The organism is Streptomyces sp. Q2, from assembly GCF_056820935.1.
The window spans coordinates 73,536-93,982 of sequence record NZ_JBXEJE010000020.1 but is presented as its reverse complement, the minus strand read 5'-3'; the positions used below and the strand labels follow the sequence as shown (position 1 = coordinate 93,982).

General features: G+C 69.2%; 33 protein-coding genes and 1 pseudogene. 6 read left to right on the top strand and 28 right to left on the bottom strand.

Annotation, left to right across the window (positions count from 1 at the left end; translation table 11 throughout):
* Positions 1–35: 35 nt before the first annotated feature.
* Positions 36–797, bottom strand: a complete 762-nt coding sequence (locus tag ACWBNA_RS22865) for an HNH endonuclease (RefSeq protein WP_482706320.1) — start codon at positions 795–797, stop codon at positions 36–38.
* Between the two features lie 150 nt (positions 798–947).
* Between ACWBNA_RS22865 and ACWBNA_RS22860 the strand changes: the two genes are divergently transcribed.
* Positions 948–1,229: a type II toxin-antitoxin system prevent-host-death family antitoxin gene (locus ACWBNA_RS22860; RefSeq protein WP_482706319.1), complete on the top strand. Its 282-nt coding sequence runs from the start codon at positions 948–950 to the stop codon at positions 1,227–1,229.
* 55 nt (positions 1,230–1,284) lie between these two features.
* On the opposite strand, the gene ACWBNA_RS22855 is transcribed toward ACWBNA_RS22860, so the two are convergent.
* The 24 genes from ACWBNA_RS22855 to ACWBNA_RS22740 form a co-directional block, all read right to left on the bottom strand.
* A complete protein-coding gene (locus ACWBNA_RS22855) occupies positions 1,285–1,479 on the bottom strand; it encodes a hypothetical protein (protein ID WP_482706318.1) in 195 nt (64 codons plus the stop codon).
* On the bottom strand, positions 1,476–2,135 hold the full coding sequence (locus tag ACWBNA_RS22850; RefSeq protein ID WP_482706492.1) for an SAM-dependent methyltransferase: 660 nt from the start codon (positions 2,133–2,135) through the stop codon (positions 1,476–1,478). The genes ACWBNA_RS22855 and ACWBNA_RS22850 overlap by 4 nt, the downstream gene beginning before the upstream one ends.
* A 5-nt stretch (positions 2,136–2,140) precedes the next feature.
* Positions 2,141–2,989 carry a hypothetical protein gene (locus ACWBNA_RS22845; RefSeq protein ID WP_482706317.1) on the bottom strand — a complete coding sequence of 283 codons (849 nt, stop codon included), beginning with the start codon at positions 2,987–2,989 and terminating at the stop codon, positions 2,141–2,143.
* Positions 2,986–3,216 carry a hypothetical protein gene (locus ACWBNA_RS22840; RefSeq protein ID WP_482706316.1) on the bottom strand — a complete coding sequence of 77 codons (231 nt, stop codon included), beginning with the start codon at positions 3,214–3,216 and terminating at the stop codon, positions 2,986–2,988. Before ACWBNA_RS22840 ends, ACWBNA_RS22845 begins: the two co-directional genes overlap by 4 nt.
* 103 nt (positions 3,217–3,319) lie before the next feature.
* Positions 3,320–3,877, bottom strand: coding sequence for an HNH endonuclease (locus ACWBNA_RS22835; protein WP_482706315.1), 558 nt, complete (start codon positions 3,875–3,877; stop codon positions 3,320–3,322).
* Positions 3,874–4,248, bottom strand: coding sequence for a hypothetical protein (locus ACWBNA_RS22830; RefSeq protein ID WP_482706314.1), 375 nt, complete (start codon positions 4,246–4,248; stop codon positions 3,874–3,876). Before ACWBNA_RS22830 ends, ACWBNA_RS22835 begins: the two co-directional genes overlap by 4 nt.
* A gap of 82 nt (positions 4,249–4,330) precedes the next feature.
* Positions 4,331–5,305 (bottom strand): AAA family ATPase, encoded by a 975-nt coding sequence (locus ACWBNA_RS22825; protein ID WP_482706313.1) that lies wholly within the window; start codon positions 5,303–5,305, stop codon positions 4,331–4,333.
* A gap of 10 nt (positions 5,306–5,315) precedes the next feature.
* Positions 5,316–6,155 carry a PD-(D/E)XK nuclease-like domain-containing protein gene (locus tag ACWBNA_RS22820; RefSeq protein WP_482706312.1) on the bottom strand — a complete coding sequence of 280 codons (840 nt, stop codon included), beginning with the start codon at positions 6,153–6,155 and terminating at the stop codon, positions 5,316–5,318.
* Positions 6,152–6,793, bottom strand: a complete 642-nt coding sequence (locus tag ACWBNA_RS22815; RefSeq protein WP_482706311.1) for a 3'-5' exonuclease — start codon at positions 6,791–6,793, stop codon at positions 6,152–6,154. Before ACWBNA_RS22815 ends, ACWBNA_RS22820 begins: the two co-directional genes overlap by 4 nt.
* Before the next feature lie 125 nt (positions 6,794–6,918).
* A complete protein-coding gene (locus ACWBNA_RS22810; RefSeq protein WP_482706310.1) occupies positions 6,919–8,052 on the bottom strand; it encodes a DNA polymerase III subunit beta in 1,134 nt (377 codons plus the stop codon).
* Positions 8,052–8,213, bottom strand: coding sequence for a hypothetical protein (locus tag ACWBNA_RS22805; protein WP_482706309.1), 162 nt, complete (start codon positions 8,211–8,213; stop codon positions 8,052–8,054). Before ACWBNA_RS22805 ends, ACWBNA_RS22810 begins: the two co-directional genes overlap by 1 nt.
* An 18-nt stretch (positions 8,214–8,231) precedes the next feature.
* A complete protein-coding gene (locus tag ACWBNA_RS22800; protein ID WP_482706308.1) occupies positions 8,232–8,906 on the bottom strand; it encodes a hypothetical protein in 675 nt (224 codons plus the stop codon).
* 131 nt (positions 8,907–9,037) lie between these two features.
* The gene (locus ACWBNA_RS22795) at positions 9,038–9,238 is read right to left on the bottom strand and encodes a hypothetical protein (RefSeq protein ID WP_482706307.1); all 201 of its coding nucleotides are present in this window, start codon (positions 9,236–9,238) and stop codon (positions 9,038–9,040) included.
* Positions 9,239–9,556, bottom strand: a complete 318-nt coding sequence (locus tag ACWBNA_RS22790) for a hypothetical protein (RefSeq protein WP_482706306.1) — start codon at positions 9,554–9,556, stop codon at positions 9,239–9,241.
* Entirely contained in the window at positions 9,556–9,918 is a 363-nt protein-coding gene (locus tag ACWBNA_RS22785) for a DUF6197 family protein (protein ID WP_482706305.1), read from the bottom strand. Before ACWBNA_RS22785 ends, ACWBNA_RS22790 begins: the two co-directional genes overlap by 1 nt.
* Complete coding sequence (locus ACWBNA_RS22780) at positions 9,915–10,097, bottom strand: hypothetical protein (RefSeq protein ID WP_482706304.1); 183 nt, start codon at positions 10,095–10,097, stop codon at positions 9,915–9,917. Before ACWBNA_RS22780 ends, ACWBNA_RS22785 begins: the two co-directional genes overlap by 4 nt.
* A complete protein-coding gene (locus ACWBNA_RS22775) occupies positions 10,094–10,336 on the bottom strand; it encodes a phiSA1p31-related protein (protein WP_482706303.1) in 243 nt (80 codons plus the stop codon). Before ACWBNA_RS22775 ends, ACWBNA_RS22780 begins: the two co-directional genes overlap by 4 nt.
* Before the next feature lies 1 nt (position 10,337).
* Entirely contained in the window at positions 10,338–10,589 is a 252-nt protein-coding gene (locus ACWBNA_RS22770) for a hypothetical protein (protein ID WP_482706302.1), read from the bottom strand.
* Positions 10,586–10,867 (bottom strand): hypothetical protein, encoded by a 282-nt coding sequence (locus ACWBNA_RS22765; protein ID WP_482706301.1) that lies wholly within the window; start codon positions 10,865–10,867, stop codon positions 10,586–10,588. The genes ACWBNA_RS22770 and ACWBNA_RS22765 overlap by 4 nt, the downstream gene beginning before the upstream one ends.
* Positions 10,864–11,271, bottom strand: a complete 408-nt coding sequence (locus ACWBNA_RS22760) for a hypothetical protein (RefSeq protein ID WP_482706300.1) — start codon at positions 11,269–11,271, stop codon at positions 10,864–10,866. Before ACWBNA_RS22760 ends, ACWBNA_RS22765 begins: the two co-directional genes overlap by 4 nt.
* Positions 11,268–11,975 carry a hypothetical protein gene (locus ACWBNA_RS22755; protein ID WP_482706299.1) on the bottom strand — a complete coding sequence of 236 codons (708 nt, stop codon included), beginning with the start codon at positions 11,973–11,975 and terminating at the stop codon, positions 11,268–11,270. The genes ACWBNA_RS22760 and ACWBNA_RS22755 overlap by 4 nt, the downstream gene beginning before the upstream one ends.
* The gene (locus tag ACWBNA_RS22750; protein WP_482706298.1) at positions 11,972–12,253 is read right to left on the bottom strand and encodes a hypothetical protein; all 282 of its coding nucleotides are present in this window, start codon (positions 12,251–12,253) and stop codon (positions 11,972–11,974) included. Before ACWBNA_RS22750 ends, ACWBNA_RS22755 begins: the two co-directional genes overlap by 4 nt.
* 110 nt (positions 12,254–12,363) lie before the next feature.
* Complete coding sequence (locus ACWBNA_RS22745) at positions 12,364–12,621, bottom strand: helix-turn-helix domain-containing protein (RefSeq protein ID WP_482706297.1); 258 nt, start codon at positions 12,619–12,621, stop codon at positions 12,364–12,366.
* 1 nt (position 12,622) lies between these two features.
* The gene (locus ACWBNA_RS22740) at positions 12,623–12,871 is read right to left on the bottom strand and encodes a helix-turn-helix domain-containing protein (protein ID WP_482706296.1); all 249 of its coding nucleotides are present in this window, start codon (positions 12,869–12,871) and stop codon (positions 12,623–12,625) included.
* A gap of 176 nt (positions 12,872–13,047) precedes the next feature.
* Between ACWBNA_RS22740 and ACWBNA_RS22735 the strand changes: the two genes are divergently transcribed.
* Positions 13,048–13,476, top strand: coding sequence for a hypothetical protein (locus ACWBNA_RS22735; protein ID WP_482706295.1), 429 nt, complete (start codon positions 13,048–13,050; stop codon positions 13,474–13,476).
* A 442-nt stretch (positions 13,477–13,918) separates the two neighbouring features.
* Positions 13,919–15,208, top strand: a complete 1,290-nt coding sequence (locus ACWBNA_RS22730) for an integrase (RefSeq protein WP_482706294.1) — start codon at positions 13,919–13,921, stop codon at positions 15,206–15,208.
* A gap of 86 nt (positions 15,209–15,294) precedes the next feature.
* Here the strand turns inward: ACWBNA_RS22730 and ACWBNA_RS22725 are convergent.
* Positions 15,295–16,026: pseudogene (locus tag ACWBNA_RS22725) on the bottom strand (carbohydrate ABC transporter permease); the annotation flags it as partial.
* 236 nt (positions 16,027–16,262) lie between these two features.
* On the opposite strand from ACWBNA_RS22725, the gene ACWBNA_RS22720 reads away from it, so the two are divergent.
* A complete protein-coding gene (locus tag ACWBNA_RS22720; protein ID WP_482706293.1) occupies positions 16,263–17,126 on the top strand; it encodes a phosphotransferase enzyme family protein in 864 nt (287 codons plus the stop codon).
* A gap of 45 nt (positions 17,127–17,171) precedes the next feature.
* On the opposite strand, the gene ACWBNA_RS22715 is transcribed toward ACWBNA_RS22720, so the two are convergent.
* Positions 17,172–18,128 carry a LysR family transcriptional regulator gene (locus tag ACWBNA_RS22715; protein WP_482706292.1) on the bottom strand — a complete coding sequence of 319 codons (957 nt, stop codon included), beginning with the start codon at positions 18,126–18,128 and terminating at the stop codon, positions 17,172–17,174.
* Between the two features lie 93 nt (positions 18,129–18,221).
* Here ACWBNA_RS22715 and ACWBNA_RS22710 point away from each other — a divergent pair, with 93 nt between their 5' ends.
* Both ACWBNA_RS22710 and ACWBNA_RS22705 read left to right on the top strand, forming a co-directional pair.
* Positions 18,222–19,199, top strand: a complete 978-nt coding sequence (locus ACWBNA_RS22710; protein WP_482706291.1) for a DMT family transporter — start codon at positions 18,222–18,224, stop codon at positions 19,197–19,199.
* Entirely contained in the window at positions 19,169–19,666 is a 498-nt protein-coding gene (locus tag ACWBNA_RS22705; protein WP_482706290.1) for a YbaK/EbsC family protein, read from the top strand. Before ACWBNA_RS22710 ends, ACWBNA_RS22705 begins: the two co-directional genes overlap by 31 nt.
* An 8-nt stretch (positions 19,667–19,674) precedes the next feature.
* Here the strand turns inward: ACWBNA_RS22705 and ACWBNA_RS22700 are convergent, their stop codons facing one another.
* Entirely contained in the window at positions 19,675–20,397 is a 723-nt protein-coding gene (locus tag ACWBNA_RS22700; protein ID WP_482706289.1) for an exonuclease domain-containing protein, read from the bottom strand.
* Positions 20,398–20,447 lie beyond the last annotated feature (50 nt).

Below are 20,447 nucleotides of genomic sequence, written 5' to 3'. Positions count from 1 at the left end.
GGAAGGGAAGCGGTCGTCGAGCTTGACCCACGGCATCAGATGACCCCGCCCCTGCTCGTCTCCGGAGCGGAATCCAGGAAGCTTTCGACGTCCAACCGGAGCTCGCTGCCAGCACGGTGGGCGGCGTAGGTGACGTCAGTGCGCGCCCGGCCTTCGTCCAGCAGTCTGTGAACGGCCGAGACGACCGCCCTCGTTTCACGCAGGTAGGGGTCACGGTCTTCCGCGGCTTGGTTCCAGGCGTTCGACCAGGCCTCTATCGCATCGAGCGTGGCGAGGAAGCGCCCGTCGACCGTGGAGGCCTCCCTCCATGGCAGTTCGATGTACGACTGAAGGTCCAGCGCGTTCTGGAGCCCGGCCTTGTAGGCGGGCTCGGTGAGGTCGACCTGCCCCGAGTAGCCGCAGGCGAGGACCTTGTAGGTCTCCTCCATGAACCAGCGTTTGTCCTGCTGCGATGGAGTGCGGCCCGTCTTCTCGTGAGCCCACTCCCACACCATGCAGAGGTGGATGGCGATGGTGTCGTGCCGCTGTTTCTCGTCGTCCTTCACCTGCGCGGCATGACGGAACGCTTCCTGGTCGACGTCGGCGACGGGTTCGGCGTTGGGCATGCTGCTGGTCTTGCCGGCGTTGCAGTCGGCGCATGAGGTGACGAGGTTGGTCGGCTTGTCGCTGCCGCCGAGGGCCTGCGGGATGACGTGGTCGACGTTGAGCTTCGCCCCGGGAGCGGTGGCGCCGCAGTAGCGGCAGGCGTGGTTGTCCCGCCGGAGGATTTCGTACCGGAGGCGCTTTGAGACGGCCATTTGTCCCTCGTTTTGGAAGCGAACTTGTGACGCGTGACGAATTGGGCTGGAGCTTTCGCGGAGAAAGTTGGCCCAACGGATCCCTTGTTCGTGTACATCATAGCGGTCATCGCGCTCATGTACACCATGGTCATGAGGTACACTCCCGACATGAGCGCTACGAAGAAGGAGAGCCAGGAGAAGATCGCGGACTTCCGCAACTCGCTCGCCGAAGCGATCGAGAAGGCCCGCTACTACGACGAGACGACCGTCCTGACGTCCCGCGGCAAGCGCGTCGCCGTCCTGGTAGGCATGGACTTCTACGAGCGCGCCCTGGAAGCTCTCGGCGAGGAGCGCGTCCTCGAAGTGGACGACCTTGAGGACCGCCCGAAGCGCAAGATCGTCGTTCGGCGCACGTCCACGAAGCGCACCGACTCCGACTCCGACGACTGACGTCACGTCTCCTCCTCCTCGGCCCCGCGTGTGCGGGGCCGTTGTCGTATGCGGGCTAGGCGGGCTTCTGGCTGGCGTGGTCGGGGCAGAGGTCGCGGCCGTCTCGGGTGCGTCGCCAGCCGCGGTCTTCCTCGAGGAGTCGGCGCAGCTCCCGATGCGTGTGCGGTTCGAACCGGACTGGCCAGTGCCCTTCGGGTCGCTCGCAGCCGGACTGATCGCAGAGGATGATCAGGTAGGCGTCGGCGCTCACGCGGCCACCTCCTGCCGTCGCCAGGCAAGGAACTGCTCGGCGATATAGCGGGAGTAGGCCGGGGGGATGGCTTCGCGGATGCCGTCGCGGTTCATCCACGGCACGTCCCATTCGGCGCGCACGATGCCGACGCCGGAGAAGTTGCCGATGGCCTGGATGACTTCGCCGTCGCGGGCGGGGCGTCCCATCTTGACCTGGGGTGCCGTGTGTTCCGGGTGGTCCGGTTGCGGGAGGGTCCAGCCGCCGCCGGCTTCGAAGTAGCGGTGCCGGTATGTGCGGCTCATACCGAACATCAGCCCGCACAGCTCGACCGGCTGCTTCAGCTTGGGCAGGGCCCCGCTGACGTTCTCGATCACGTAGGGCAGTCCGGTGAGTTCGAGGGCTTCGCGGGTGGGTTCGATGAGGTCGGGGTGGTCGTTGCGCATGATGCGCTGGCAGTCGGAGTCGAACTGGCAGGGCGGGCTGGCGTGGATGAAGTCGAACTCGCGCCGGATCCAGTCGAGCCGGTCGAGGACGAAGCGGACGGCGTCTGCCTGATGGAAGGCGTCGCCGCAGTAGCGGGGCTGCGGGTCCTTGTCGACGCCGGTCACCTTGAAACCGGCGTCGCCGTAGCCCTTGGTGGCCCCACCCTGGCAGCAGTAGAGGTCGAGGAGCATCTTCCTCACGCCGCCACCTCCAGCGCGTATTGGGGATGGTCGCGGAAGGCGTGTTCGATGTAGCTCTTGTCGACGCCGAGGCGGTCGGCGGCGGCCGTCTTGTCGAGGCCGGTGGTCCGCATGATCCAGTTCGCGTCCTGGGCGACCAGCTCGCGGCGGGTGATGCCGTACAGAGGCTCGAAGTGCGGGTCGTCGATGGCGTCCATGCGAGTGGCCCAGTACTTCGGGTCGGGCCAGTTGCCCTTTGCCGCCCAGTTGCGGGTGCGCTTGACGATCGACGGGGCGACTCCGGCCCTGGCCGGCTTCTTTACTGCGAGCCGTTCGTAGGCACTGGCTACGACTGCGGCCGTGGTGGCGAGGACGACCTTGCGTCGCAGGATCCGGGTGGCGTCGGTGGCGTTGATCCCGGCTTCGGCGGCGACGCGCCTTACGGGCCAGCCGGCGGCGGCGAGCGCCTGGATGCGGCGCTGGGTGCCGACTGCCGAGACCGTGCCGCTGTGGCAGTTGTCCGGCGTGACGGCCAGGATCTTCGCGGCGGTTTCAGGGTTGGTGCGCTGCCGCTTCCCCCGCTTCTTGCCGGGCGTGGGGCCCAGGAAGTCGCGGAGTTCCTGCCGGGGCAAACCGGTGGTGTAGGCGATCTTGTAGAGGGTGAGGCCCTCGGACTGCAGCCAGACGATGTGCTGGCGGACCGGTTCGGCGTCGACGAGGTTGCCCCAGACATTGGCTGCGTGAGCGCTGCGTCGTTCGCGATGCCAGGCGTTGTACCGCTCCCGGCAGGCCGGCAGCCGGCAGCCGTAGTCGGTGTAGCAGGTGAGCTTGTGGTGGTGGGGGGCTTCACGGACGGCGGTGGTCACGGCCGGTTCTCCTTTCGGGCGGCGAGGTGGTGGGCGCGGACGCCGGGGTGGTTGAAGCGGAGTTCGAGTCGGTGGTTGCGACGGGCGCGTTGCCGCTTCTCGATGGCGTCGACGGCGGCCCAGGCGCCGCCCCAGACGACGGCGAGTGCGGTGCCCTGTACGGCGAGGACGGTGGCCACGCCGTGGGTGGCGAGCTGGTTGAGGTACCAGTCGGCGATCGGGCTCATCCCCGTCCCCTTTCGCGGTAGAGGGACCAGAGGGTCATGCAGGCGCCGGCGGCGAGGACGGCGAGCGCGTACCAGGCGCCGTTGATGTGCTGGAGGCGGTCCATCACGCGGCCTCCGCCTGCTCGGCGCGGGCGGCCTGGCGCTTGGCGGCTATGGCGCGGCCCTTGTCGGTGGTGTTTCGGACCCTCCTGTGCACCCAGTCGCTCACCGTCTGCTGCGCTACGCCGAGGACTTCGCCTATGGCTGCCTGGGTCATCTGTCCACTGCGATAGGCGGCGATGGCCCACGCGACTTGGTCGTCGGTAACGGTGACCAGGTGGTGCGCGGTGCTGTATCGAGGCGTCGTCTTGCCACGCCCCTTCGCAGCCATGTCGGAGACGTTGTCGGCCTGTGTGCCGGCGAACAGGTGGCTCGGCCTCACGCATGCCGGGTTGTCGCAGCGATGGCAGATGTTGAGGTTCTCCGGCAGAGAGCCGTGCTCAAGGGCGTAGGCGACGCGATAGGCGTAGTACGTCTGGTTCTTGATCCGCATCCGGCCGCGACCTCCGGGCGTCTGCGCGAACCCCTTCCATGTCCAGCAGGTAGGGCCTCGATTGACCTTCGCCATAAAACGTTCTCGGACGATCTGCATCTCTTCGGGTGTGAGGCTCAGTGGGATCATGCGTCGGCCCTCCGCTCAGCCCGAGCGGCCCGGCGAGCGGCAGCGATCTGCCGGCCCTTGCTGCTGAGTTGCCAGCAGGAGATGCGGTGTCCGTGCGTGTTGGCCTGCGTGGACGGCACCATGCGACCGGCGTGCTGGATGATCCCGCCGGTGCGCAGGGCGTTGATGGCGGCGCCGAGGAAGCCGTGGCCCAGCTCGGGCAGGACGTCGCGGAGGTCGTTACAACTCCACTCGTCGTGGCGCTGACCGAAATGGAAGACGGCCTGCTCGACGAGGAACTGGTCCCACGAGGACTGGTCGGCAATCTCCTCCAGCAGGAGATCCTTTTCGGCGGAGGCGAGACGTTCGGCGGGGGTGAGCTTGCGGGCCATGGCGGGCTCCTTGAGGCTGTGATGTCCTTGGCTGGTGGCGACCGGCCGCATTACGGGTGCGGCCGGCCGCCGAACGGGGTGGCTACTGCTGGGCGTTCTTGAGCGCGATGCCGCGCTCCTTGATGAAGGCGCCGAGGTTGGTCGGCTGGCCGGTCTGGGGGTGCATGAGCGGGGTGGCGAGCGCACTGGCCGCTTCGACTTCGCGGTAGAGCTTCAGCAGCCCTTCGGCGGTCGCTTCTTCGTCGCTTGCCGTGTCGATCCAGGCGGTGACGTCGATGTCCTTGGCGCCGTCGCGGAGCCAGTCGAGGTACGGCTTGGCGATGTCGCGGGCCCCGTCGGGCTGGTCGAGGTGGACGCCGCGGAAGCTGGGGCAGCGGCTCTTGATGAAGCGCAGCTGGTTGTCTTGGTTCATCTCGGTGGCGACGCCGAACTCGAACTCGATGCCTTCGCGCTGCTCGGCGCGCATGCCCTTGTTGACGGGCTCCTTCTTGCCGCGCTCGTTGTCTTCGAGCACCCACTTGATCGAGGAGCGCATGGTCACGACGACGTGGCCGGGGTAGGCCATGAGCGCTTCGATCATTTCGGTCTGGATCTCGCCGCCGTCTTTCCAGCCGGCGAACTTGTTGCCGCCGTACTTGCTGGCGGCCTTTTCGACCTGGTCGAGGGTTCCTTCCGGGCCGTTCCAGAAGGGCGACAGGGAGTCGACCATCACGACCGGGTACTCGGCCTGCGCTGCGGCGGCCAGCGCCTTGGGCAGGTTGCGCGGGTCGAAGCGGCGCATCGGGAGGATGTCGAACTGGGCTGCGAGGTCGTTGACGTACAGGGCTGCGGCGCCGCGCTCGGTGTCGATGACGGCGAAGCGCGCGCCGTCCGCCAGTCCGCTGGCAATGGACAGGCCGGTCCACGTCTTGCCGGACCCGGAGGGACCCTGGATGGAGATGCGGGCCTTGGCGCCGTCCTTGGTGGCCGGGCTGAAGGTGAACAGGTTGTCGCTGTACTCGTCGGTCTGCGGCTGAGACTGACGGCCGGTCTGGACGGGCTTGCCGAGCTGGGACATGCGGGTTCTCCTAGCGGTACTGGCGCTCAAGCCAGGCGGGCGGCGAGATGAGCGGGGTCTGCAGGTAGCCGGGCCACTCGCCGTTCTTGCGGCAGAGGGCGTAGGTGTTGAGGGCGACCTCGTTGAGGTGGCGGCCGATGCCGCAGGCGGTCGAGTCGAGCTCGATCACCGAGACCAGGTAGGGCGGTTCCTTCTCCTGGAAGATGAACTTGAACGGGCAGACCAGCTCGGTCAGCCCGAACTCCAGGGCGCCGTCGCGGTAGTACTCCTGCTGTTGGTGATAGCCGTATTCGAAGAGGTGGTTGGCCAGCTTCGACGGGTTGGCGGAGCGGCAGGATTTGTAGTCGACGAGGGTTCCGTCGTGGCGGGCCCAGTCGATGCGGATGCGGCGCCAGACTCCGCGGTCGTTCCAGATGATCGTGCGTTCGGCGATGCCGCTGCCGGGCTCCAGTAGCTGTGCGGCCTCGGGGTGTTCGCGCAAGGCCTTGGCCATGGCGTGGACCTTGTCGAGGTCGCGCTGCTTGAGCGGGATCTTCTTAGCGGCACGGATCTTCCTGACCTGCTCCTTGACCTCGTTCGTGTTCCAGATGTCGCGCTCGACGAGGACGAGTTCGGGCCCGTCGTCGAGGACGACCTTGTGGGCGGCAGTGCCGAAGTCGAATTCCTTCTTGCTCGGCTCGGGGTGGTCGAGCCAGTGCTTGAAGGCGGCTGGGCATTCCGTAGCGAGCTTGCGGGCGCCGGTTGATGAGAGGCTGCCGCCGGGCACGGGGTCGGCGTGGTAGATCTCGGCGTCGACGTTGTCGTACACGCCCGGCTCGACCTCGGCCGGCGCTTCGACCGTGGCGGTCACGCGGCATCATCCAGGGCGTCGGCCCGGCTGCCGGTGACGGCGTCGTACACGTCGCGGGCCCAGCGGGCGTCGCCGAGAGCCGTGTGCGCAACTTCCTTGGTGGGCGGTTCGACGCCCACCTCGCGCGATACCCAATGGGAAGAGAAAGGGCGGTCGTTCCACAGCATGAACTCGCGGTCCTTGCCGTAGATGTAGCCGGCGGCCAGGGTGGCGATGTCGATCGGCCGGTAGTGCCAGGGCAGCTTGCGGCCGTGGGCCTGCAGCAGCTTGGTCAGGAACGCGACATCGAAGCCGGGGTTCGATCCGACGACGATCGCGCCGGACAGCGCCTCTTGCAGGTCGAACAACATCTCGGGGATCAGCGACCGCATCGGCGGGCCGGACGGAATGAACTCAAGAGCGTCCCACCCGTCAGGGATGGCGAACCGCTCTTCGAAGCGGCCGATCTTCAGGGCCTCGGGGTCTGCGGTCGTGAGGTCGGGCCGGACCTGCCAGACGAACTCGCTGTCCACTCCGTCGATGCGGCGGCGGATGACCGCGATCTCCCAGACATCGCCGGAGCGCGGGTCGAGGTGCGTCGTTTCGGTGTCGACGAAAGCCAGCGGAGTTGCGGGCTTCCTGGTGCTGCTGGTGCTCATGAGACCTGCTTTCGGGTGTGGTTGGTGGGGGCGGCCCGCCCGAGGGGGAGGGGGCGGGCCGCCCTGGGTGCCGCGGAGTCGCCTTGGGGGAAGGGCTGCTCGACGCGGCGGTCTGTGGTTGTTGGTCAGCCGGCGGACGCCTTGCCGGGATCGCCGATCGGCAGGACGACGTACCGGAAGGTGCCGCCCTCGGCGCCCTGGAGCAGGGCCGGATGCTTCGGTCCGCTGAAGTCGATCCGCACGGCGCCTTCGACCTGGGCGAGCCCGTCGGTCAGGAAATAGCCGCGAAATGGGACCTCGAACTCGCCGACATCGCCGTCCAGTCGGGCGTCGATCCGCACCTCGGCCGTGTCCAGGTCGTTCGCCGAGACGGCCACGCTCTCGCCGTCGAAGCGCAGCCAGACCGGGCGCGTGATCTTCGTGTTCACCATCGAGACAGTGCGGACCGCGTCAATCAGCTCGCTCGCCTCCAGGTGGGCGCTGGCCATGATCTTCTGCGGTACTGCGCGGTCGACGTTCGGGAAGGTCTTCGGGATCGACAGCTTCGTGACGACCTCGTGCCCTTCTCCGCTCAGGCCGGCCGTGCCCACCCCGTTCTCGGGGAGGGCGAGCGTGAGCCGGCCCTTGGCGAACGGCCGCACTCGCTCGATCGCCTGGGTCGGCACGAGCGCGAACGCGTCCCCAAGTTGAGTGGCCGGCGCCCAGGCAACGGCCTCCAGGCCGACCCGGAACCGGTCGGTGGTCGCCATCCTGAGCTCGCCGTCCGAGGCGACCAGCCGCACGCTGCCCACCCCGGAGAGGTCGTTGACCTCGTCCTCGCTCGGCTTCACCGAGGCGGGCTTGATCCGGCTGAAGGCCCGCATGAACTCCGGTCCGTCCACCGTTCCGGCAACCGCTGGGGCGGAGGGCAACGTCGGCCACTGGCCGGCGTCGCTGGGGCGGATGTCGATCCGGACTCCCGGGGCAGTCAGAATTCCCTGTCCCCTGCGGCACTCGATCGTCAGATCGTTCTTGCGCAGGGCATCGACGACGCCCTTCAGGAACTTCCCCGGCAGAAGGGCGACGCCCTCTTCTTCGACGTCGGCGTCCAGATCGGCATGGAGGGCGGTGTCGCCATCCCAGCCGGAGATGATCAGGCGTCCACCAGTGGCCTGGAGCCGCATGGTCATCATCACGGGGTAGAGCGGATTGGTGGGCAGACCGCGCTCGATCCACTTCGTCGCCGCAGCCAGCTCGGGCTGCGGGATGGTGAGGCGCATCAGGCTGCGTCCTTGTCGATCTCGTCGTCGAAGGCGAGCTGGTCAGGGTTCACGGTCGGCGTCTCGGGCTCGGGCTCCGCGTCGACGGTCGGCCACGGGTAGAGCTGGCCGCTGCCGGTCACGTCGTTGTCGCCGAAGAGGGCGAGCTGTTCCTGCTGCATCGGAATCTCCTGGCGGGATCAGGCGGCCGTGGCCGTAGAAGGGGTGGGGGTGGGCTCGACTACCTGCTCGGCGGGCACGTCGTCCATGGCGCGGATCAGCTCGCAGCCGGTGCACTCGCAGCGCCAGCCGTTCTCGCGGGTTCCGCTGCCGCCGTACTCGGCGTGCAGCCGCTCGCCCTGCGCCGAGATGAAGGAACGCAGCCGCCAGATCTCGTCGCGCTGCTTCTCCACCAGCTGGATGCCTTCGCTCTGGCGTCGGGCCTTGTCGAACTGGTCCTGCCGGTGGCCGATGAGACCGGACATCATCCACTTGGCCCGCTCGGCGGCAGTCTTCAGTTCGCGGGCCTGCTCGACCGGCACGCGCCCGTCGGGGAGTTCGGCCGCACGGTTGATGACCGCGTTGATGTTGTGCGCGGACTGGCCGACCAGGTTGGCCAGGTACATGCCGGCCCAGGCGATGCGGTCCTCGACGGCTGCACGGCGGGCCGCGGCGCGGGTGGAGCGTTCACGCTTCACCTGGTCCTGCAGCAGGCTGCTGTGGTTGTTTTCGTGGCGGCGGGACTCGGCCCAGGCCTGGTCGATCTGGCGGAGCAGGAGCTCCGTGTCGGTCAGGCCGGTGACGTCCTCGCCGAGCCTTGCGGCCTCAGCGCGGATCGCGGCGACCCGCTCGACGGCGGATGTTGTGGTGGTCACGGGATCCCTCCATGGGATGCTGGTGTCGGATCCCCGGGCGTCTCTAGCGCTCGGGGCTTCTTCTTGGGCGCCGGCCGTGGCGGGACGGATTTCCGCCTGGCCGGCCTGTGGGTAGGCGCCAGTCCTGGCGCCTACGCCTTGCTGGTGGTGGAGAAGTTGGCCTGCGTGCGGTGGTGGGCGCCGTCCCGGCAGCCCATGCAGCCGTCGCGGTAGTAGACGGACCCGCCTCGGACCGCGGTGACCGTGCCGGTAACGGAGGCGCCGCACCGGCTGTCGACGATGCGATCCCCGACCTTGAAGTCGATGGGCTCGCTTCGAAGAGAGATCGCCATCTACGCCACCCCCGCGAGTCGGGCCGCGGTGACGATCGGCGTTTCGACGGTGTCGTCGGAGGCGGCCTTCACCTGGCGGCGCAGTCGCTGGTTCTCGGTGTCGAGGGCGATGAGTTGGGCGGTCTGGCGGGCGATGAGCTGTTCGGCGAGGATCCGCTGCCCGTCGGCGATCTCCGCCTGCGCCCTCAGCGCGCGGCAGCGTGCGGTGACGGCCATGAGGCGGCGGCGATGCCAGACGAGGTCGTCGGTCACATTCCGCAGCAGCTGCCGCAGCCGCACGTTGTCCTCCCCGGCCCGGCGCCGGCCCGTGCCGCGCATCACGCCGATTCCCGAAGGTGGGCCGCGGTGGCGGTGAGCGCATCGAAGACCTCGTCGACGGTGCGTTCGGTGGCGTCGTTCCAGATCACCGGCGGCGCCCCGACCTGCGTTTCGAGCGCGCCGAGGGCGATGTCGGTGACGTTGGTGACCGGTTCGGTGGCCGGGTAGCGGGGCAGCCCGTAGGCGGCGGCGAGGATCGCACCAACCGCGTCGACCTTGCAGCGGGTGAGGGCGAGACCTTCCCGGGCCTGCTCCTCGTCGTACAGGTAGCCCTTGTGGAGGCCAACCTCCAGCAGGTGCTCGGCGGCCTTGTCGAGAACATCCGCGGCCTGAACGGCGGTGTCTGCGGTGGTAGTACTCACGGCCCCTCCAGTGGGGTGACGTATCCGGCGGCGACGCTGTCGGCGAAGTCGCGGGCGGTGCGGAGTTGGTGGTTGCGCTCTCGGGCGGCGGCCACCTGCTGCTCCAGATCGGTGACCCGCCGGGTGAGGCGGCAGATCTCGGCGAGCGAGTCCGTGTCCACAGCCGGCGGGGCGGTCATGCCGCTTCCAGGACTTGCCGGTACATGGCGGCGGTGGTGGGCTGACGGTCGGCGATGAGCGGGCCGCGGCTGGCGTACACGTCCGGCAGGGGCAGGACTGCGGCGCTGCGGGCGTCGAGCCGCAGCATGAGCGGCTCACCGGCGTCGGTGTGGTCGAACGTCCACAGCCAGCGCGTGCCGTCCAGGGCGGTGAGAGCCCGGTCGAGGTTGATGACGGTTCCGTCGAGGTCGGTGGTCATCTCACGCCACCTCAGGCAGGCCGTGCAGCATCTGCTGCCGCTGCACCCAGACTGTGAGTTCGGCGACTGCCTCCTGTAGCTGGGCGAGCGTCTCCGCCGGGGAGTCGGTCACGTAGATGGAGACCTGGTCGCGGCCTTCGCCGATGACGAGGCGGGCAGCCTGCCTGCCGTCGATCTCGCTGCGGTCGTATGCGGTACGGATCGGGCCGTCGGAGAGGCCGACAGTCACGCCGCCGACAATTCGAGCGGTCACAACGCCTCCTGGTAGTTGCGGCCCCGCAGGTCGGGGTCGATGTCGAGGAAGGCGTGCCACTGCTCCCAGTGGTCGCCGGTGGGGGTCAGGCCGCGCTCGGCGAGGTGCTGCAGGGCGTGGACGCGGAGGTCGGCGAGCTGCTGCTCCAGAACGGCCAGCGGCGTTTCGGCGTCCTCGGGCTTCGGGGCCGGCCGGTAGCAGCGGTCGGAACCCAACGGCATCGGCAGCGCGCCACCCATGAACTCGCGGGCGCGGACCAGGGCGTCGTCGGCGGTCATGCGGACACCTCCCGCTGCTCGCCGGGGTGGGTCTGGTTGCGGACGGGCTTCCACGGGGGCTTGCCGGTACCGGGGCAGGGCTTGGACCAGCGGAAGGTGCGGGACCCCATGTAGTCGCGGCCACTCCAGTGGTGGCGGCCCATCACTCCGTCTGCGGTCATGGCCCGGTCCTGCATGCAGTGCTTGCACCAGCCGCGCGGCCGGGCAGGCTCGGGCACGGCCGGGTAGACGATGCGGAACGTCGGGTGGTCGGCCGCGATGTGCTTCTCGCCGTCGATGCGGAAGGCGAGGTACGGGCCGCGGGTGCCGACGATCGTGGCGGGCTTGCCGTCGTACTCGATGCGCATGCCGTGCCGGGCGGGCACGTCGTAGGTGCGGCGGATCCACTCCATCGTGCTGGTCACGACGCCACCGCCTTGCCGTGGTCGTCGCTGGACTCACCGCAGCCAGCGCACAGGTCCGGCGCTACCGGGTTGCCCTCGAAGCCGGGGCACTGGTTCGGCGCCTCAACCCACGGGGTGCGCACGATCGTGCGCTGCATCAGGACCCCGCCGTCGGCAAGGACCTTCTCCCAGTGGCCGATGCGGAACTCCTTGCGCGGCCACACGTCCTTGCTGCCGGGCATCCGCACGGCGTATTCGATCTCGTCCGGCTGTGCCGTGGTGTTCAGGTTGTCGGGCCGGATGGCGCCGCGCGAAACCTTGCTCGCCAGCCGTGCGATCGCGTCCGATACCTTCTCCTGGCGCGCCGATGCGGTCGGATACTCCCAAGCCTTCTTGATCAGCCAGGCGACGACATCGGCGACGGTCAGGTGGCCATCGCTCTCCAGCTCGGCGATGCGGCACCAGGGGCAGCCACGGTTGTCGCCCGGAGCGCGGAGCCAGGTGGGGTGCTCGGGGTTGTCGCAGGATGCGGAGACGCGGCCGTCGGGGTGTCCGAGGTCGAGGGCGCGGTACGCGGCCAGCTCGGCGGCGAGCTCCAGCACGTCGTTCTTCATGAACTCCAGGTCGGCGAGGCTGACCCGGTCCCGCTTGCGGCACTTCTCCATACGCCGCTCGGCACGGGCAGCGATCTCGGCTTTGCGCTGCGGCGACAGACGGTCCGTCATGACGCACCGCCCGTCTGTACGGCGCGGGCCTCGGCCAGCACGGCGGAGTACATGTCGACGTGGCCGCACGGGTTAGTCCAGCGGTCCACGGACAGCCAGTCGCCGTCCTCGTGGAAGTTGTGGTTGCGGATCGTGTCGACGCCGCGCGGGCCGCCGCACTGCGGGCAGCGGTCCGAGATGGTGACCCGGCGAATCCTGACGCCGACGTAGTCGCGGCCAGAGCCGCGGTCACACACCCGGACCGTCATGGTCCCGGTGGTCTGAGAGGATTGAGGCATCCGTGAAGCCCCTTTCGTTTCGTGAGGTTCGTGAGGGGTGGATCGCGCGGCTAGGCCGCGGGGCCCCGGCTGCCGGTCTCTGACCCCCGGCGGTTGGGGCCATGGCCGCACTAGGCGGCGACGGGGACGGAGCGGCGTCGCCGACTGGCCGGACCGCGCCGGGTGGCCGCGTAGTAGGCGGCAATGTCCTCAGCGCTGACCCGGATGGCGGCACCCGGCTTCTCCTGGCTGCAGCCGAGGAGGCCACTGGCGATGTAGCGACGAACGGTGCGGACGCTGACGTGGAGGATCGCCGCGACCTGGGGGAGGCTGTAGAACTCGAGGGCGCTGATGTCCGCCGTGGGGGTCGGGGACTGCTTGGTGTTCACTTCACTTCCTTTCTGGGGGGTTCGGGTGGGGGGTGCGGAGGAGTTCGTCTTCGTTCGCGTTCAGGGCGGCTCTGAGTGCCTGGTAGGGGCCAGGTCTCATGCGGGGGCGGTCGCCGCGCTCTACCTTTCGGAGGTAGTTGGCGGTGATGCCGACCTTGTCGGCGAGCTGCTGGACGTCCATCCCCGCGTTCATGCGTCTGGTGCAGATAGCCGTCCCGTCCACCTCGAAGGTGGTTGGGGTTTGTGCCATGCCCAGAACTTACCCATAGATGCCCACGGTGTCTAGCCATAGATGGCCTCGAATAGCCATCTGTTGCCATTAGCTACCCCCACTAGCCCTCTGAGCTGGGGAAACCGGGGGTCACTTTTGGGTCTAAGTAAGGCCTAGTCCTGGCTGGTCCCCGCCAGTCCTGCCAAGATGAGGCCATGCCTTCCCCTACCGATGTCGACCTGAAGAGGCTCGCCACGGCGGCCCGCCGACGCCGCGCCGACCTGGGCCTCGCCCTGAACGACTCCAACGCGCAAGCGGCCGGCACCTCCAAGGGCACGTGGCAGCGCGTCGAGAAGGGGCAGTCCATCCGTGAGACCAACTACGTGAAGATCGACGGCTTGCTGCATTGGGCGCCCGGCAGCTGCCTCAGCGTCCTAGAGGGCGGCGAACCGGTTCCGGCCGATGAGGTCACGGGAAACCCGGAAGGCCAGAAGTCGCCGGTGCCGCCGGAGGTTCTCGACGCCGAGGCGCGGGATGTTGTCCAACTGGCGCTCATCGCGACGGCGAAGGGGACCTCTGTCGAGGAGATCCGGGAGATGAGTGAGCGCGTAGTGCGTGACTTGCGGGAACGCGGGCTGATCTAGCTGAAGTTCAGCCGAATGCCGTACAACCATTTGCTTTTTACCGTTCAATTACCGTTTCTCCACACTTCACTTGGTCCCAACCAGTCCCAAAAGACACAGGACGTGGCACAGTCGAGACACGTCCTCGGAGGCTCCCTACCAAGCGACATAGGGGGAGTCATGCAGCAAAAAGACGCACTCATAGTCGACTACGGGCCAAAGTTCGAAGGGACAGCGGTCCGCACCGATGAAGGGATCGTCTGCGTGGTTCCACGCCAGATTCGCGAACGGCCTGACCTGCAGGCCTCCATGGCGGAGTTGGTGCGGGACCTCGGTGGTGAATGCGGTCGCTGCCGCTTCTGCCCTCTTGGGCAGGATGGCTGAGATCATGGGTGGCGCGGAGTCTCGGTGGCAGGGGTGCCTGCCGGGCCACCGCGCACCACCCGCACGCTGAGGGGGCGATATGGCCAGACGCGCACGTGACGTGTACACCGAGTGGCGCGGCGGAACCTGCCGCGTGAAGTGGTGGACCGGCGAATACCACGACGACGGCCGCAAACGCTTCGAGTCCAAAGGCGGTTTCACCGACGAGGACGAGGCCTACAACCACGGCCTCGATAAAATGTCGGAGATCCGGCAGGGCAGCAGCGTCTCCAATCGTGACGGCGCCACCCTGATGTCGGACTGGCTCGACGACTGGCTTGCCGCCATGGACCACGCCCACCTCACGGAGCGCGGCTACCGCTCCGTGATCGAGAATCACATCCGTCCGTACTTCAAGAAGCGCAACACCGCGGTCAAGGACATCGACGTCCTCGCCTACCGGGCGTTCCGTAAGTACGTCAACGGCGCCCTCAAGAAGCCCGGCAGCGCGAAGAACGTGATGATGGTCTTCGGCATGATCCTCGACGACGCCGTGCCCCGCCTCCTCAAGACCTCCCCCGTCGAACGCACCAGACGGCGAGGCAAGTTCAAGAAGAAGGCCAAGGAGCGCAAGAAGGACGTCACCCCCGAGTCCGTGGAGCAGCTCGCCCGCAACGCGCGCACCTATTTCGGGCAGGCCGGCTACGTCTTCATGTGGACGATGGCGATGACCGGGATGCGGCCGGCGGAGTTGTACGGGCTCACTCGCGAGTACTGCTACCCGAACTGGCCCGCCTCCGACCCACGGCCCGATCCGGACGAGGAAGAGCGGTACGAGGAAGACCTCGAGCGCTACGGCAAGGGCGGCGAGCGCATGCCGGCGATCCGTGTTGAACGCCAAGTTCAGTATGAAGAGAGTGAGCTGCGGTTCTTCCCGCCGAAGTACGAGAGCTACAGGAGCCTGGTGGTCCCGCCGTTCCTTGCGGAGATGCTCGAGCAGCTGCTCGCCTCGCACGACCATCGGTGGGTGTTCCCAGCGATCCAGGGCGGCAGCCTGGGCGCGGTAAATTTCGACTACAGGTACTGGCGGCCGATCGCTGACGGGGCCGAGGAGCGCAAGTCGCGTCAGCCGCGGTGGGACCGTGCAGCGATGCCGGACGTGCCGTCTTTCAAAGGCAAGCGGCTGTATCTGCTGCGGCATGGACACAAGGCTTGGCTGGACGAGGACGGGCACAGCAAGTTTGCGGTGGAGTCCCGGATGGGCCACGAGGTGCCGGGTGTCGAGGGCGTGTACAGCAGCGTGACGGTGCCGATGGAGCGTGCCATCATGAAGTCGTTGCAGGAGCGTTGGGACGGTCTGCAGGAGCGGTTGAGGCGAACGAAAAGCTAGTTCGTTTCCCACTCGTTTCCCAGTTGGGGGACTGGGATCTAGGAACCCGCAGGTCGGAGCGCTACAGGGTCGCAATCCCCCGACTTCCAGATGAAGTTGAGCGCGGTGATCGCGAGGGCGACGGGCCGCAGGGCCGGCCAGGTGACCGTCCGAAAGCGCCGCCAGGCGCCGGCGCCGTCCATCGCGGCCGCCTCGTGGAGTTCGCGGGGGGTGTTCTGCAGGCCGGCGAGCAGGGCGACCGTCGTCTGCGGCATGCCGGCCCAGACGCCGACGACGATCACCGCGGGCAGGGCGGTCGCGAGACCGCTGAGCCAGTCGCGGCCGTCGCCGAGGCCGAGGTCGCGCAGGGTCTCGTTGAGGACGCCCGCGTCCGGGTTGTAGACGAGCCGCCACATCACGCCGACCACGACCTCCGGCATGGCCCACGGGATGATCGCGAGAGCGCGGGCCAGCCAGCGCAGCTTCAGCTCCTGGTTGAGGAGGAGGGCGAGGCCGAGCGCGAGCAGGAACTGCGGGACCGTCACCCCGACCGCCCAGACCAGGCCGATCCGGAACGACTCCCAGAACAGCGTGTCGTGCCACAGGTCCCGGAAGTTGAGACCGCCGATCCACTGGGTGGGCCGGGTGCGGCCCGACTGGGCGTCGGTGAAGGCCAGCAGGATGCCGTACAGCAGGGGGCCGACGCTCAGCACCAGGATCGGGATCAGCGCGGGCAGCACCAGGAACCAGGCCCCGTGGTCCGGTGGCCGTCGGCCCCCGTCGGCGCGTCGCGCGCCCTGCGCCGACCGCTTCGTCTTCGTCGCGGTCACCAGTGTCACGTGATCGGCTCCTTCGCGCGGCTCGCGGCGAGGGTTCGTCGGACAGGCCCGGCCCCTGCGGGCCCCCGTCATGGTCGTGAAGGCCCTGTGCACCGTCAAGGCACCTCGCACACGGTCCGACCTGTGCGAATGCGAGACTGACCGACGGATGGCGGGAACTCGACGGCGTGTGCGGCGCCGGACGCGGGGCGAACCGCCGCATCCGGCACATCGAGGACGGACACGGAGGCGGACGCATGGACGAGGCACGGGCACGGGAGGTACTGGCCGCGGCGGGTGTGCTGCCCGGCCCGGCGCGGCAGGCGCGACTGCTCGCCCTGGGCGAGAACGCGGTGTTCGCCGCCGGTGACCTGGCCGTCAAGGTGGGCCGTGACGCCGAACTCCTCGACCGCGCCGCCCGTGAACTCGACATCGCGGCATGGCTGGAGGAGGCGGGCGTGCCCGCCGTCCGGGCCGCCGAGCCCGAGGCGCTGCTGGTCGAGGGGCACCCGGTGACCGTGTGGCACCGGCTGCCCGACCCGGTACGGCCCGCCGAACCCCAGGATTTGGCCGAATTGCTCAGGTCCGTCCACGCCCTGCCCTCCCCCTCCTTCACGCTCCCGCCCCGCGAGCTGCTGGGTGGCGTGGAGCGCTGGCTGCGCCTGGCGGGCGACGCGATCGACCCGGCCGACGCGGCGTATCTGCGCGAGCGCCGCGACGGGTTCGCGACGGCCGCGGCCGCGCTGGTGCCGCAGCTGCCGCCGGGGCCGATTCATGGTGACGCGCTCCCCCGCAACGTCCATGTCGGTCCGGACGGGCCGGTCCTGGTCGACCTGGAGACCTTCTCCGCCGACCTGCGCGAGCACGATCTGGTGGTCATGGCGTTGTCCCACGATCGCTATGGCCTGCCGGCCGAGGCGTACGGCTCGTTCACCGATGTGTACGGGTGGGATGTGCGGGAGTGGGCGGGCTGTTCGGTGCTACGGGGTGCGCGGGAGACGGCGAGCTGTGCGTGGGTGGCGCAGCACGCGCCGAGCAATCCGAAGGCGCGGGCGGAGTTCGAGCGGCGGGTGGCGTCTTTGCGGGACGGGGACGAGCGGGTGCGGTGGTATCCGTTCTGAGCGCCTACTGGCTCGGTGCGTGACGTTTTCGTGCGACTGCGGGCCTCATGTGGCTGGTCGCGCAGTTCCCCGCGCCCCTTGGGGCGTCACCTTGCCGTCGGCGTCACGGTCCTTGATGGTTCGCGCGGCGTGGCGTAGTTCGGTCAGAACCCTCCGGACCGCTCCCCGGGCTGTGCGTTCCGGGCGGCAGAGGGCGTCGATGTGCCGACTCGCCTGCACCCCGGTGAGGGGCCTCAGGACCAGCGCGGGATGCGGACGAGTCGTCCAGCGCGGCATCAGCGCGATGCCGCCGCCCGCGGCCACCGCCTCCGCCGCCACCGAGAACTCGTTGATGGTGTGGGCCAGGTGAAGCCGTCGCCCCGCCGCCGCGGCGATCGCCTCGATGGTCGCCCTGACCGGGAAACCCTCGTGCACGGCGATCCACGGCTCGTCGGCCACGTCGCCCGGGGTCAGCCGTCGCTTGGCGGCGAGCGGATGGTCGGCGGGCATGGCCACGTCGAGCGGTTCGCGCAGCAGCGTCGTCGCGGTCACCGCGCGCGGCCACGGCGGGGCGTGGTCCAGGCGGTGGGCCAGCACCACGTCGTACTCGCGGGTCAGCCGCGGGAAGTCGTCCTGCGCGACGTCCTCGTCGGCGAGCGCGAGCACCGGGTGGCCGGGGCCCGCGAAAGCGCGCAGCAACAGTGGGAAGAAGGCAGCGCCCGCGCTGTGGAACGCCGCCACCGACACCTCGCCGTCCGGCCGGTCCACGAACTCCTCGACCGTGTGCCGCGCGCGTGCCAGCGCCGTCTCCACTTCCACGGCCGCGCCCGCCAGGGCCTGCCCGGCGTCGGTGAGCACCAGGCGCCGCCCGTCCCGCTCGGTCAGCGGCACCGGGATCGAACGCTGCAACAGCCGCAGCTGCTGCGAGATCGCCGAGGGTGTCACCAGCAGTGCCTCGGCGACCGCCGTGACACTGCCCAGTTCGCCCAACTCCCGCAGGATCCGCAACTGCCGTTCGTCCACCTGCTCAGTGTAGATGGACTCTGTAGGACTGCTAAAAGATCGTTGAAGAAAGTGGCTCTGGGCTTCAGTGGCGTCCCGGTGCACGGTAGGCAGGTGTCCGACGCCCGCCGTACCGATGCGGTACTCCTGCTGGTCGCGCTCGTCTGGGGTTCCAGTTATCTGTCCGCCCAGACCGCCACCGCCGCCCTCCCCGTCCTGCTGGTCCTCTTCGCGCGCTACGCCCTGTCCGCACTCGCCTGTGCCGGGCTCGTCGCCTCCCGGGCCGGGTCCCGGCACGGCTCCCGCCGGTGGACCCGCGAGGAACTCCGGGTCGGCGTGCCCCTCGGCCTCACGCAGGCCGCCGTCCTGGTCGTGGAGACATACGGCGTCGCCCACACCACCGCCGCCAACGCGGGGCTGATCATCAGCCTGACCATCGTCCTCACCCCCTTCCTCGACCGCACCGGTCACCGGGGCGGCCTGCCTCCCGCGTTCTATGCCGCGGCCGGCGTGTGCGTCCTGGCCGTCGGACTCCTCATGTCCGGCAACGGATTCCACGCGCCGCGCCTCGGCGACCTGTTGATGCTGGCCGCGGCGTTCGTCCGGGCGGCGCACGTGGCGCTCGTCGGCCGGCTCACCGCGGGCCGGGCGATACGTCCGCTGCACCTGACGACGGTGCAGACCCTCGTCGGCTCGGCCCTGTTCCTGGCACCGGCCGCGCGCGAGTTTCCGGCGCTCGCCCGCGCCGACGCCGCGACCTGGACGCAACTGGTCTACCTCGCCCTGTTCTGCAGTGTCTTCGCCTTCCTCGCCCAGACCTGGGCGGTCCAGCGCACCTCCGCCAGCCGCGCCAGCCTCCTGCTGGGCACCGAGCCGATCTGGGCCGCCGCGGTCGGCATCGCCCTCGGCGGCGAACACCTCACATCGCTGACCGGGCTCGGCGCGGCCCTGATGGTCGCCGGCACCTACTGGGGGCAGGCGGTGGAACGCGGCCACCGGACGGCGACAGCACAGAAGACCTCCGTCACCGCAGACACCTCCCCGACCGCAGAGGAACCCGCATGTCCGGCCACGACACTTACGAGCACCTGATCTCGCTCCTCGACGCCGCCCGTGTCGACTACCGCCTCATCGACCACGAGCCGGAGGGCACCACCGACAAGGTCTGCGCGCTGCGCGGACATCCCGCCTCCGAGGCCGCGAAGTGCCTCGTGCTGCGGGTCAAGGTCGACCGGCGCACCACCCGCCACGTCCTCGCGGTCGTTCCCGGTGACCGACGGGTGGATCTGGCTGCCGTCCGCGCACTGTTCGACGCCCGGTATGTCGGTTTCAGCGACGCGGAGACGGCCGAGCGGCTCGCCCGCGCGGTGCCCGGCACGGTCCTGCCCTTCAGCTTCGACCCCGGCCTCGAAGTCATCGCCGACCCGCACGTGGTGGCACAGCCCAGGCTGTACTTCAACGCGGCCCGCCTCGACCGCTCCCTGCTCCTCTCAGGCCCCGACTACGAGCAGGTCGCCCGGCCCCGGGTGGAGCCCATCGCGAGCCCGGTGGATGCCTGACGCCCGGGTCAGACCGGCTCGTCCGCCAGTTCCCGCAGCGGCCAGGTGCCGTCCACCACCGCGTCCGTCTCGCCCTTGCGGCGCAGGAAGCTCTGGAAGTCCGCCGCCCACTCGGCATACCACTCGATCTGGCGGCGGTGCAGTTCCGCCGGGCCAAGGCCCGCGACCTTGGGGTGGCGGGCGGCTATCGCGCAGGCCAGCCGGGCCGCGGCGAGGGCGTCGGCCGAGGCGTCGTGGGCGGCGTCGAGCCGGATGCCGTACTCCGTGCAGACCGCTTCGAGGTTGCGTTTGCCGCGGCGGTAGCGGTCCGCCCAGCGGTCGATGGTGTACGGGTCGACGACCGGGGCCGGGTCGACACCGCCCAGGCGGTCCCGCAGGGACGGCAGGCCGTACCTGCGCAGTTCGGCGGAGAGCAGGGTCAGGTCGAAGGCCGCGTTGTAGGCGACGACCGGTACGCCCGTCTTCCAGTACGCCACGAGGACCTCGGCGATCGCGTCCGCCACCTGGTCGGCCGGGCGGCCCTCGGCACTCGCGCGTTCGTTGCTGATGCCGTGCACCGCCACCGCGTCCGCCGGGATCTCCACGCCCGGATCCGCCAGCCATTCCCGGCGCCCGAGGGGCTGTCCGTCCCTGACCTCGATCACGGCCGCCGTGACGATGCGCGCCTCGCGCGGATCGGTCCCCGTGGTCTCCAGGTCGAAGCCGATCAACAGCTCCCGGTGCCAGCCCATGGGTGGTCCCCCTTCTTGGTGGTGCTTTCCCCCAGTGGTCTCCACGATCC